The organism is Microbispora sp. ZYX-F-249, from assembly GCF_039649665.1.
GTDB classification, from domain to species: domain Bacteria; phylum Actinomycetota; class Actinomycetes; order Streptosporangiales; family Streptosporangiaceae; genus Microbispora; species Microbispora maris.
The window spans coordinates 15,396-27,051 of the sequence record NZ_JBDJAW010000008.1 but is presented as its reverse complement, the minus strand read 5'-3'; the positions used below and the strand labels follow the sequence as shown (position 1 = coordinate 27,051).

12 protein-coding genes are annotated in these 11,656 nt (G+C 75.2%); 5 read left to right on the top strand and 7 right to left on the bottom strand.

The window, feature by feature from the left end; all coding sequences use genetic code 11:
• The first annotated feature begins 9 nt into the window (after positions 1 to 9).
• The 3 genes from AAH991_RS12260 to AAH991_RS12250 all read left to right on the top strand — a co-directional run bounded on the left by AAH991_RS12260 (position 10) and on the right by AAH991_RS12250 (position 2,805).
• Positions 10 to 609 (top strand): DUF5998 family protein, encoded by a 600-nt coding sequence (locus tag AAH991_RS12260; RefSeq protein WP_346225899.1) that lies wholly within the window; start codon positions 10 to 12, stop codon positions 607 to 609.
• Between the two features lie 55 nt (positions 610 to 664).
• Complete coding sequence (locus AAH991_RS12255) at positions 665 to 1,873, top strand: alkaline phosphatase family protein (RefSeq protein ID WP_428833979.1); 1,209 nt, start codon at positions 665 to 667, stop codon at positions 1,871 to 1,873.
• Between the two features lie 119 nt (positions 1,874 to 1,992).
• Complete coding sequence (locus AAH991_RS12250; RefSeq protein WP_346225898.1) at positions 1,993 to 2,805, top strand: sulfurtransferase; 813 nt, start codon at positions 1,993 to 1,995, stop codon at positions 2,803 to 2,805.
• 36 nt (positions 2,806 to 2,841) lie between these two features.
• Here the strand turns inward: AAH991_RS12250 and AAH991_RS12245 are convergent, their stop codons facing one another.
• The 5 genes from AAH991_RS12245 to AAH991_RS12225 all read right to left on the bottom strand — a co-directional run bounded on the left by AAH991_RS12245 (position 2,842) and on the right by AAH991_RS12225 (position 8,522).
• Complete coding sequence (locus AAH991_RS12245; protein WP_346225897.1) at positions 2,842 to 3,822, bottom strand: threonine ammonia-lyase; 981 nt, start codon at positions 3,820 to 3,822, stop codon at positions 2,842 to 2,844.
• Positions 3,823 to 3,944: 122 nt separating this feature from the next.
• On the bottom strand, positions 3,945 to 6,485 hold the full coding sequence (locus tag AAH991_RS12240; protein WP_346225896.1) for a CHAT domain-containing protein: 2,541 nt from the start codon (positions 6,483 to 6,485) through the stop codon (positions 3,945 to 3,947).
• Entirely contained in the window at positions 6,482 to 6,934 is a 453-nt protein-coding gene (locus AAH991_RS12235) for a hypothetical protein (protein WP_346225895.1), read from the bottom strand. The genes AAH991_RS12240 and AAH991_RS12235 overlap by 4 nt, the downstream gene beginning before the upstream one ends.
• Positions 6,931 to 7,458, bottom strand: a complete 528-nt coding sequence (locus AAH991_RS12230) for an RNA polymerase sigma factor (RefSeq protein ID WP_346225894.1) — start codon at positions 7,456 to 7,458, stop codon at positions 6,931 to 6,933. The genes AAH991_RS12235 and AAH991_RS12230 overlap by 4 nt, the downstream gene beginning before the upstream one ends.
• Before the next feature lie 44 nt (positions 7,459 to 7,502).
• Complete coding sequence (locus AAH991_RS12225; protein ID WP_346225893.1) at positions 7,503 to 8,522, bottom strand: S8 family peptidase; 1,020 nt, start codon at positions 8,520 to 8,522, stop codon at positions 7,503 to 7,505.
• Between the two features lie 192 nt (positions 8,523 to 8,714).
• Here AAH991_RS12225 and AAH991_RS12220 point away from each other — a divergent pair, with 192 nt between their 5' ends.
• On the top strand, positions 8,715 to 9,212 hold the full coding sequence (locus tag AAH991_RS12220) for a DUF3145 domain-containing protein (protein WP_179155579.1): 498 nt from the start codon (positions 8,715 to 8,717) through the stop codon (positions 9,210 to 9,212).
• Between the two features lie 151 nt (positions 9,213 to 9,363).
• Entirely contained in the window at positions 9,364 to 10,119 is a 756-nt protein-coding gene (locus tag AAH991_RS12215; RefSeq protein ID WP_346225892.1) for a hypothetical protein, read from the top strand.
• A 60-nt stretch (positions 10,120 to 10,179) separates the two neighbouring features.
• Here AAH991_RS12215 and AAH991_RS12210 read toward each other — a convergent pair whose 3' ends face one another.
• Both AAH991_RS12210 and AAH991_RS12205 read right to left on the bottom strand, forming a co-directional pair.
• Positions 10,180 to 11,124 (bottom strand): aldo/keto reductase, encoded by a 945-nt coding sequence (locus AAH991_RS12210; protein ID WP_346225891.1) that lies wholly within the window; start codon positions 11,122 to 11,124, stop codon positions 10,180 to 10,182.
• On the bottom strand, positions 11,121 to 11,618 hold the full coding sequence (locus AAH991_RS12205; RefSeq protein WP_346225890.1) for a hypothetical protein: 498 nt from the start codon (positions 11,616 to 11,618) through the stop codon (positions 11,121 to 11,123). The genes AAH991_RS12210 and AAH991_RS12205 overlap by 4 nt, the downstream gene beginning before the upstream one ends.
• Between the last annotated feature and the right edge of the window lie 38 nt (positions 11,619 to 11,656).

The following is an 11,656-nucleotide window of genomic DNA, read 5'->3' as shown; positions in this document are numbered from 1 at the left end:
GATGGACCCATGAGGGAAACCCGAGTCTCCGCCGCGGGCTTGCGCGAGGCCATAGATCGCAGCGGCTACTACCCGGATCTGGTGGCCGACGCCGTCGACTCCGCGCTCGGCAACGAGCAGGTCACGGCGTACGTCGTGCATCACGAGGCCACGTTCGACCCGGCGATGGAGGTGCGCAGGCACGTCACGGTCCTGGTCCTTTCGCCCACCCGGCTGCTGGTCTGCCACACCGACGAGCACCCGCCCGCCGAGGGCATGCCCGCCTCGCACGCCTCCACCACCACCGAGGCGGTGCGGCTCAGCCGCATCCAGTCGGTGGCCGTGACCAGGGTCGTGCCCGACCCCGCGTCGTACGTGCCGGGCGTCCCCCCGACGGAGGTCACGCTGACGATCGGCTGGGGCGCGATCTCCCACGTCGATCTCGAACCGGCGACCTGCGGCGACGAGAACTGCGAGGCCGACCACGGCTACACCGGCGCGATCACGGCCGACGATCTGTCCCTCCGGGTCAGCGAGGCGGCCGACGGCCCCGAGGCCGTCACCCACGTGCTGGCGTTCGCGAAGGCCCTGTCGGAGGCCACGGCCAAGACGGCGTCCCAGGTGTCCTGACGACACGTCCCGAGCACACTTCCTGACCGCCCTCCTCGAGCCGCCGGGAGGCGACGTGATCGACCCCCAGCCCCCTGCGACGTCCACCGTGACGCCCTCGGGGGCGTCTCCCGCGGCGTCTCCCGCGGCGTCTCCCGCGGTGCCGCCGGCCGCGCCCGTGCCGTACGTGCCCGCGTACGGCACGGCCTCGCTGGCCGATCTGCCGGGCTCGCTGCTCGCCTCCCTCGGGCTGCCGGGCGCCGCGAGACTGGCGCTGGAACCGGCCGCCCGGGTGTGCCTGTTCCTCGTGGACGGCCTCGGGGCCGAGCTCCTGGCCGCGCATCCGGGCGCCGCGCCGTTCCTGTCGGCCCACCTGCGCGGGACGCTCACGGCCGGCTTCCCCTCCTCGACCCCGACCAGCCTGGCCACCCTGGGCACCGGTGCCGCTCCCGGGGAGCACGGCATGATCGGCATCCAGATGGCCGTCCCGGGGGAGGGGCGGCTGTTCAACTGCCTGCGCTGGACGGCCCCCGGCCCGCCGATCGACCCGGACGTGTGGCAGCCCGCGCCGACGGTCTACGAACGCATGGCGGCGGCGGGGGTCGAGCCCGTCTACGTGGCGCCCGCCTCGTTCGACGGCACCGGCCTGACCCGCGCCGTCTACCGGGGGATGCGCCACCGGGCGGCCGAGAACCCCGGCGAGCGCGTCGAGGCGGCGCGGCAGGCGCTGCGCGAGACCAGGTTCGTCACCGTCTACTACGGCGACGTCGACCGCGTGGGCCATTTCCACGGGTGGGGCGGCGGGGAGTGGCTCGAACAGCTCGCCGTGGCCGACCGCATGGCCGAGCGCATCGCCGAAGGCCTGCCGCCGGGCGCGGTCCTGTACGTCACGGCCGACCACGGCATGGTCAACGCCACCGACAAGGTGGATGTGGACCTGCGTCCCGACCTGCGGGAGGGCGTGCTCATGCTGGGCGGTGAGGCCCGCGTGCGGCACGTCTACACCTCACCCGGCGCGGCGGGTGCGGTGCTGGAGACCTGGCGGGAGGCCCTGCGCGGGCGTGCGTGGGTCGTCACCCGCGAGGAGGCCGTCGCCGCGGGCTGGTTCGGCCGCCGCGTCCGCCGCGAGTGGCTCGGCCGCGTCGGCGACGTGGTGGCCGTGCCGTACGGCGAGTGCGTGATCGTGGCCTCGGCCGGCGAGCCGGTCGAGTCGTCGATGATCGGCTATCACGGCTCGCTGACCCCCGCCGAGCAGAACGTCCCGCTGGCGGAGATCCGCCGCTGACGCCTGTCCCGCGAGATCTCGCCGGGGGCGCCGGCGGCGGGGATGCGCCGGCGCCGGCCCGCCGCAGGGCACAATGGCTGCGGCACCGTCCGGCACCGAGCCGAAGGCGAGGAGATGGCATGAGCCCGCTGATCACTCCTGAGGAGCTCGCCGCGATCGGCGACGCCGCGATCCTCGACGTCCGGTGGCGGCTGGGCGGACCGCCCGGCATCGAGGCGTACCGCGAGGGCCACGTCCCCGGCGCGGTCTTCTGCGACCTCGACGCCGACCTCGCCGCTCCGCCCGGACCGGCCGGACGGCATCCGCTGCCCGCGCCGGAGGCGTTCCAGGAGGCGATGCGCCGCCTCGGGGTGTCGCAGGACCGGCCGGTGGTCGTCTACGACGACGCCGACTCGACGGCGGCGGCCAGGGCCTGGTGGACGCTGCGCTACTTCGGCCACGGCGACGTGCGCGTCCTCGACGGCGGGCTGCGGGCATGGACGCGGGCCGGGTTGCCGGTGACCAAGGAGGAGGGGCCCGTGCGGCCCGGCGACTTCACGGCGCGGCCGGGAGGGATGCCGGTGCTCGACGCGGGCGGGGCCGCCGCGCTGGCGGCCGACGGCGTGCTGCTCGACGCCAGGGCGGCCGAGCGCTACCGGGGCGAGGTGGAGCCGGTGGACCCGGTCGCCGGGCACATCCCCGGCGCGGTCAGCGCCCCGACCGGTGGGAACGTCGAGCCCGGCGGGCGGTTCCACGCCAGGGAGTTCCTCCGCGAGCGCTTCAACAGCCTCGGCGTGGTCGAGGGCGTGCCCGCCGGCGCGTACTGCGGGTCCGGGGTCACGGCCGCCCACGAGGTGCTCGCGCTGGAGATCGCCGGGCTGCCGGCGGCCCTGTACGTCGGCTCGTGGTCCAACTGGGTCGCCGACCCCGGCAGGCCGGTCGCGACCGGCTGACGGGCGTCACGCGGTGGTGGTCCCGGCGGTCAGGCGTCAGGACCTGTGGGCGGGAGCCGCGCCGACCCAGCGGCGATAGGCGTCCATGTCGACGTTGCTGCCGCACACGACGGTGACCACGTGCCGGCCGGCGAAGCGGTCGCGGTCCTCGAGGATCGCCGCGATGCCGAGCGCGGCCGACGGTTCGACGACGAGGCCGGCGTGGTCGAGGAGCATCCGCATGCCGGCGATGATCGACGCCTCCCGGACCAGCACGCAGTCGTCGGCGACCACGAGGAGGTCGTCGAGGACGGCCGGGATGGGACGCCGGGCGGCGACGCCGTCGGCGATGGTGTCGGCCGAGTCCGTGGTGACGACGCGCCGACGCCGCCATGAGCGGGTCATCGCCGGTGCGCCCAGCGGCTGGACACAGATCACCTCCACTCCCGGCGCCGAGGACTTCACCGCATGACCCACGCCGGTGGCCAGTGCCCCGCCGCCGAGCGCGATCAGGACGGCGTCGAACGAGGGCGCGGTGTCCACCAGTTCCAGGCCGATCGTCGCCGCGCCTTCGCAGGTCTCGATGTCCAGGCTGTCTTCGACCAGGCGGACGCCGTCGTGCCGCGCGATGGCCGCCGCCCGCTCGCGAGCCGCGTCGAAGTCGCCGTCCACCAGCTCCAGCCTGGCGTCGAGCGCGCGGATCCGCTCCAGCTTGGCCGCGGGCGCGAAGCGGGATGCCACGACGGTGACGTCGAGCCCCCGGCCGCGACCGGACCAGGCGAGGGCCTGGCCGAGGTTGCCCGCGCTGGCGCACACCACGGCGCGCGAGCCGTTCCCCGCGAGCAGGCTCGCGACCACCTCGGTGCCTCGGCCCTTGAAGCTGCGCACCGGGTTCGCCGTTTCGAGCTTGACGCTCACCGCGCACCCGAGGGCGGGCTCCAGCGCCTCGCAGCGGTACAGCGGAGTGTCGAGGAAGACCGGGTCGATCAGATGGCGAGCCGCCCGGATCCGAGCGGTGTCGAGGCGCGTCTCCTGCACGGCACAGCAGCGTAGCCCCGTCGGCGCCGTCCGGTCCGGGGTGGACGCCCGGCAACCGGTTGCCGTACTGGCCGGTGGGCCGGGGGCATGCCGTGCGGCGACCGGGACGGGACGCGTGGGGGTCAGCCGGTGCCGAAGGGCGCGTCACCGGCGCCGAAGCCCACGAAGCCCGGCACGGCCGTCTTCTCGGACGCCCGGGCCAGCGCCTCGGCGGGGGAGCGGCCCTCGGCCAGCAGCGTGTGGAAGAGCGTCATGAGCGCCAGAGCCTCGTCGTCGCGCACCGGCACCACCCCGGCCACCACGCACCCCGCCACTCCGGTGTGCGCGGCGCGGTCGAGGAAGGCCCCGGCGAGGCCCAGCGCCGCGCCGTCCACCGGGGCGTGCGCCATTCCGGCGTCGCAGGCCGACAGCACGACGAGGCGGGGGATCCGCCGCGCGGTCAGCAGGTCGTAGGCCATGAGCGGCCCGTCGTCCAGCGTGATCCGCGACAGCATGGGCCCGCGCGGGGTGAACATCCCGTGGGCGGCGACGTGGAGCACGTCGGCCCGCTCCAGCGCGCGGAGCACCTGCGCCCTGGTGGCGCCGACGCGCCGTGCCCGCGTGTGCACGGCGGCGACCATGTCGGCCTCGGCGGCGGCGTGATCGAGCCCCGGTCCCGCGACCGACAGCACCTCAGGGGCGCCGGCCGGGCCGGGGCGCGGGGCGAGCCACCCGGTCGCGTCGGCCGCCACCGACACCGGCCGCCCGCGCAGCGAGGGAAGCAGCGGCCAGGGCAGCGTGCACAGCGCTCCGGTGGGCACCACCGTCACCGGGCCGCCGGGCGGGCTCCCCGCGCAGGCGAGCGTGCCGGGGCCGGACAGGAGAACGCGGTCGAGCGCGGACAGCTCGTGGGCGGCCGCCGCGCCGGCCGCTCCTTCGTGGGCGTCCGCGTCGCCCGGGACGTCGCGCAGATTGCGGCGGCGCAGGCCGTACCGGATGCGCACGGTCGCCTCCACCGCGGCCTGGTAGGAGCCGAGCGCGCGCAGCGCGCAGCCTTCCGGGCCGGCCGTGACGGCGAACAGGTCGTCGCCGCGCCGCACCAGCTCCACCAGGATCCCTGCCCCCGCGGGCGGGGCGACGGGCGTCCGGAAGGTGGGAGCCGCCGTGCCGCGCACCACCGCCCGGCACCGCTCGGCCCATTCGAGCACCGATTGGGCGTCTCCCGTCCGCCCGGCCCGGTCGAGGGCGACCTCGCGGCCGAACTCGGCGAGGTCCTCGGCCGGCCGTGCCGCGTGCACCCGCACTTCCGCGTCCCCAGCGGTGTTCCAAGCCGCGTCTCCAGCGGTGTCCCCCGCGGTGTCGTGGGCACGCGTCCCGGCGTCGTGCACGGCCTCGATGCCCCGGGCCGCGGCCGCCAGGGCCAGGTCGAGGTCCCCGTCCAGACGGTGCCGCATCGCCGTCGCGTGCCAGCGTACGAGGGGACGCGTGGCGCCGGCCGCGACGAGGTCGAGCTGGGCGCGGGCATGCGTGATCAGGCCCAGCCGTACGGCGGTAGCGGCGGCGGTGAGCCGCAGGGCCGCCGAGGCCGCCGGCCAGCCGCACGCCGCGAGGTCGTCGGCGCAGGTGATCAGCTCGGTGACCAGGCCGGACAGGCCGTCGCGTGCGCCGGGACCGGCCGGCGGGGCGGCCCCCGCGGCCCGCGCGAGGCGGGCCCGCAGGACGACCTCCCTGGCGAGGGGCAGCCAGGCCGTCCTGCCCTGCGCGTCCAGCTCGGCCAGCGCGGTGCGCGCCGTCGTCTCGGCCGGCGTGGCGTCCCCGGCGAGGAGCGCGGCCTGGGCGAGCAGCAGCCGCGCACCGGGGACCGCCGCCTGCGCCCCGGCCGCCACCAGCTCCGGGACGGCCTGTTCGAGCAGCGTGCGCGCCTCGCCGGGCAGCCGCGCCGCCACCAGCGCCTCGGCGAAGTCCGTGCGCATCGCGGCGAGCCGTTCCGGGTAGCCGAACAGCGTGGCCTCGGCCGCGCGGTACCGCGCGAAGGCGGCGGCGACGTCGCCGCGCCGCGCGGCCACGAACGGCAGGTTGCCCTCCGCCAGCATCGCGACGTGGTCCAGGCCCGCCGACCTCGCGACCCGGGCGCATTCGGCGAGGTCGGCCTCGGCCTCGCCGTACCGTTCGAGGTAGGTGCGGGCGAGGCCGCGGTTCAGCAGCCCGCCAGCCCGGAAGCGGGGATCGTCGTCCAGCAGGCCGACCGCCCGGTCGCAGTGCCGCGCCGCCTCCTCGTGCCGTCCCAGCAGGATCAGGGCGACCGACCGCTGCACGCCGAGCCTGGCGAGGTCCGTTCCCGCGAGATCCCGCTCGGCGAGATCGGCGAGGCGCAGCCCGCCCTCCGGGTCGCCGAGCTGGGCCCGGATCGTGACGAGCGACATCCGCGCCTGCGCCACGCGGCGCGGGAATCCCTTCCCCGCCGCGATCGCCTCCTCCAGCCGCTCCCCGGCGAGTTCGAGATCGCCCAGTTCGCGGGCCGCGAGCGCGGCCGCGCGCAGCGCCACCGAGGCCGCCTCGCCGTACGCGCCCGCGGGTCCCGGCCGCCCGGTGAGGCCCAGTACGGCTCTCGCCTCCGCGAGTGCCAGCCGGGGGTCGGTGCCGGAGAGCCGCACGGCGGCCTCGGCCCTGTCCAACGGGGTCATGGGCCTACGTGGATCCAGCGGGTGAAGACGGGCGCGTGGCCGGGCCGGTGGCAGACCACGCTGACCCATCCCGGCGGCAGACCGGCCACCGCGAAGTGACCACTGCCGGAGGGCACGCGGACCTTGCCGATGTGGGGGGTGCGCACCTCGATCCTGGCGTCCGGGCCGGGGGCGGGGGACACCTGACCGGCCACTTCCATCCGCCCGCCGCTGACGGCCGTCTCGACGTCGATGACCAGGCCGTCCGCGCTGAACCTGCGGACGCCGGCCTGCGCCGTCCCGTCCGCGGAGCGGGCCCCCCGGGGCACGGCGACGTCCACCGGCCCGGCCGGCACACCCCCGGGCACCCGCAGGCCGAAGACCGCCCGGGCGGCGGCCGACACGCCCTCGGGCACCGGATCGGCGCCCGCTCCCATGCGCAGGGCGGCCAGCAGGTATTCCTCCCTCATCGGGCCTCCTCCTCTTCGACGAGCGCGCGCAGGCGGGCCATGCAGCGGGCCCGGGTGGGGCCGATGCTGCCGACGGGCAGGTCGAGCCGGACCGCTATCTGGGCGTACCTCGCCTCGGGATGGAGCACGTAGAGGCGGATGAGCGACCGGCACGGCTCGCCGAGCAGGTCGAGCCTGCGCCACACCTGCCTGCCGAAGTCGGCGTCCACCACCGCCGCCGTCGGATCGGGGAGCGCCGTGTCCGCCACGTCCAGGTCGGAGGCGACCTCCCCGCGGGCCTTGCGGCTGAGCCGGGCCGCCTCGTGCCTCGTGGTGGTGACGAGCCACGCGCCGATCCGCTCGGGGTCGCGGATGGCGTCCGCGTTCTCCACGAGCCGGAGCCAGGCGCCCTGCACGGCGTCGGCGGCGTCGGCGGCGCTCAGCCCGAACGCCCGGGCGACCGCCCACATCCTGCCGTCGAACCGGGCGACCAGGTCCTCCCAGGCGGTCTGGTCGATGATCGTGAACGAGTTGTCTGTCGGCATTCGTCACTCTGCGCGCTCGGGGAGATGCTTTTCGTGACGGCACCCTATCGATCCCCGCTCGCCAGGACCACCCCGAGATCCGCGATGCGCCGCCCGCCGCCGAGCAGGCGTCGTACGGCCCGGTCCGGGGGCGCCTCCCGGCACAGGCGGGCGAGCGCGCCCGTGACGAGGGCGGCGGCGAACGACGTGCCGCTCCAGGTCGCGTAGCCGCGAAAGTCCCCGTATTCGAGGAAACTGCTGGTCAGGCCGACACCCGGCGCCCAGACGTCCACCCACGGGCCGTACGCGGAGAATTCGGCCCTGGCGTCCCCGTCGAGCGCGCCGACCGCGACGACGCCCGGCAGGGCCGCCGGCCAGAAGGGGCGCGGCGACGCCGTGTTGCCCGCGCACGCGACCACGGCGGGAAAGCCCGCGAGCGCCTCGGCCAGCCCGAGAGGCGGCGCGTCGTCGAAGGTGTGCCCCCCGAAGGAGAGGTTGACGACGTCGGCACGCGCGCCGCGCAGCGTGGCGAGCGAGCGCAGCAGCGCGGCCTCGTCGCTCACGCCGTCGCTGTCGAGGAGTCGCAGGGCGCGCAGCCGGACGCCGGGGGCCTGCCGCAGGATCAGCCCGGCCACGAACGTCCCGTGCCCGGCCTGCCGGTCGCGCACGCCGTCGCCGTCCGCGTCGGGCGTCTCGGCGATGTCGTCGCTGTACCACGGCGCGAGCCACGGGTGCGGCGCCAGCCCGGTGTCGAGGACGGCCACGGTGACGTCGCACTGCTCGCCCGGCGCGTACGGCGGCGCCGCCGCGGGCGCGGGCGGCCCGCCGGGTCCGCCGAAGAACAGCGGCTGGCCCGTCAGCAGGTGGTTGGGGGAGGCCGGGTGCCCGCGGTCGCGGAGCGCGGCCGTCAGGTCGATCACGTCGGTGCCCGGCGGCAGCCGTACGCGGTGGACGCGACCGGCTCCGGGGAGGGGCTCGGCGGCCAGGGCCCACCGGGCGACGGCCGCGGGGGAGGAGGTCAGGAGTTCGTCCGGCCGGATGTGGACGGGCCGTCCTGGGAGGGGTTCGACGAGGCGGCTGCGCATGGGGGAGGCCTTCCGTGACGGTTACGGAACGCGTCCTTCCCGATTCGGTTGGTCACCAAGCGCCAATCGGTATGACCCCCCTCTGGTGCCGGACTGCGACGGACGGTAGTCTCTCCTACAGTCATCCAACCGTGATCATTCCAAGTGTGAGGCCGTTGGGGAAGGCGCACCTCATGCGAATTGGGAGGTCCGGTGGCTGCTGCTCGTGGCGTCCTGTACGTCCACTCGGCTCAGCCTGCGCTGTGCCCGCACATTGAGTGGGCCGTCGCAGGCGTTCTTGGCGTGCCCGTCGACCTGACGTGGACCGCCCAGCCCGCCGCGCCCGGGACCCTGCGGGCCCAGGCCGAGTGGGAGGGGCGTCCCGGCACGGCTGCGGCGATCACGTCCTCACTCATGGGCTGGCAGCGCATCCGCTTCGAGATAACCGAGGACGCCTCGCCGGGCGTCGACGGATCCCGGCACGCCTACACGCCGACGCTGGGCGCCTTCACGGCGGTCGTCGGCGCGAACGGCGACATCCTGATCCCCGAGGACCGGCTGCGCAACGTCATGCTCATGGCGGCGCAGGGGCGGGTGGTCCTGGAGGAGGAACTCGATCGCCTGCTCGGCAAGCAGTGGGACGAGGAGCTGGAGTCGTTCCGCTACGCGGGCGAGGGCGCCCCGGTCCGCTGGCTGCACGCCGCCGTCTGACCCTGCTTCACGGCGAACTGTTTTTTTCGCGGATCGTGATAACAAGTCACCCTTGCGCCTTGTGAAAACCGCGTAGAAAGCCGTCTTTTTCGCAGATATACCGGGACTCATCCACGTCCGCACCCCCCGACGCGGACCCGAGGAGGAGTCCATGAGCGTTCTTGCCCGGCGCCTGGCGATCGGCGTGGCGGCGGTGGCGCTGCTGGCCGGCACGGCGGCGCCCGCCCAGGCGACGGCCGCCTACGACTACCATCCGAGCGACGCCGACTGGGCCGACTGCCCCCGGCTTCCGGCCGGCGCCGCTCCCGACACCTGGAGCTGCATCTTCATCATCACCGTGGGTGGTTCGATCAAGCTGGGCTCGATCACCCAGGACATCAGCCAGCCGCTGCGGATCACCGTGGCGCAGGGCAGACTCGCCGATGGCGGCACGGCCGCGGCGTTCGGCAGCGTCGTGGGCGGCCGGATGAAGGTGCCCGGCGGTCTCATCGGCAAGCCGTTCGAGGTGCCCAAGCTCACCGACGTGTACGTGGAGACCCAGGGCACCGGGAAGGTCGAGGCCGGTCCCGTCTTCCCGACCAACGTCGGCATCAAGATCCGCATGATCCATTCGCTGCTCGGCAAGAAGTGCTACATCGGGAGCGACGCCGCCCCGATCACGCTGAATCCCGAGATCACCTCGCTGGACCTGACGTCCATCGACGACACGCCGGTCTTCAAGGCCACGGCCACGGACACGACGTTCGCCGTGCCCAAGGCGTCGGGCTGCGGCCTCAACTGGGGCCTGGTCAACACGGCGGTGAACCTGCGGGCCGGGCTGCCCTCGCCCAGCGGCGAGAACGCCGCCGACTTCCAGTGGTTCGTCCGCGGCAAGTCCTACCTGGAGCTTCCCGAGCTCACGTCCTGACCTCGCCCGCGTCCGCCCGGCCCCCGTTGCGTAAGGCGCGTACGGGCCGGGCGGACCGGGTCAGGCGAGCCCGTCCAGCAGGGCGATGTCCCCGGGGGACAGGCGCAGCAGGGCCGCGGCCATGTTCTCCTCCAGGTGGATGAGCGAGGAGGTGCCGGGAATGGCCAGGGTGACCGGGGAACGGCCGAGCAGCCAGGCGAGCGCCACCTGGGCGCGGGTCGCGCCGTACCGGCCGGCGACCTCGTCGAGCACGGCCAGCCGCTCGGCCGAGGGGGCCATGCCGGGCGGGGCCTGCGACAGATCCAGGCCGGGCCGGAGCGTGCCGGCGGCGAGCGGGAAGTAGGCGGCGAACGCGATGCCGGCGGCCTCGCACGTGGCCAGGACGTCCGCGGCCGATCGGTCGAACAGGTGGAAACGGTTCTGCACCGCCGCCACGGGCGCGATCGCGCGCGCCTCGGCCAGTTGCTCCGTCGTCACGCCGCTGAGCCCGAGCGCGCGGATCAGCCCGCGGTCGCGGAGCTCGGCCAGTGCCCGGAAGGACTCGGCGAAGGGCACCTCGCCGGGAAACAGCAGTCCGTCGCCGCCCACCCGCAGGTAGACGAGGTCGAGCCGGGCCAGGCCGAGCCGGACCAGGTTCTCCTCGACCTGCTCGCGCAGCCGCTCCGGCTCCGCGGCGGCCTCGAAGCCGTGCCACTCGTCGCGGACCACGCCGACCTTCGTGGCGATGACGAGGTCGCCGGGATAGGGGTGCAGGGCCTGCCTGATCAGGTCGTTGGCGACGTGCGGGCCGTAGAAGCCGCTGGTGTCGATGTGGGTGACGCCCAGCTCCACGGCCCGGCGCAGCACGGCGAGTGCGGTGGCGTGGTCGCGCGGCGGGCCCCACACGCCCGGACCCGGCAGCTGCATCGCGCCGTACCCCAGCCGCCGGACGGCCAAACCGTCCGCGAGCCGCAGGACGTCGCCACTGGAACCGGTGGAACCGGTGGAACCGGTGGATACGGTCATTCAAGCCTCCTCGGGCCGGCCGCGGCTCGGTCGCCGCGGCTTCGGGAGAGGCGGGCCCGGATCGACGCCGTGGTGATCGCGCCCTCGGAGTCGCGGTCGAGCTTGTGGCGGCGCACCAGGTCGTGCACGCCCTGGCGGGTGATGCCGAGCATCGCCGCGGCGACCGAGACCGGCACCGCGGTCGCGGCCGGGTGCCCCGCGCGCCGGGCGACCGCCCGGCCCAGCGGAGTGCCCCACCACGCGGCGGGCGGATCGAACGGCTCATCGCCCGGATACAGCGCGCTCACCAGCCGTATCGCGAGGAAGGCGGCCGCCCCGTCGTCCTCGCCGCACAGCACGTCGGCCCAGGCCCGGCTCTTCACCGCCAGAAGCTCGCGCAGTCGCGTGTCCTCGCCGGACAGCTCGTCCGGCTCGAAAAGAATCTCCAGCGCGCCGAGCACCCTGCCGCCGACGACCCGGCACAGGTGCTCGGCCAGTTCGCGGCGCTCGTCCATGTCCGCCTCCCTTCTACTTGACGACTAGCATCAAGTAC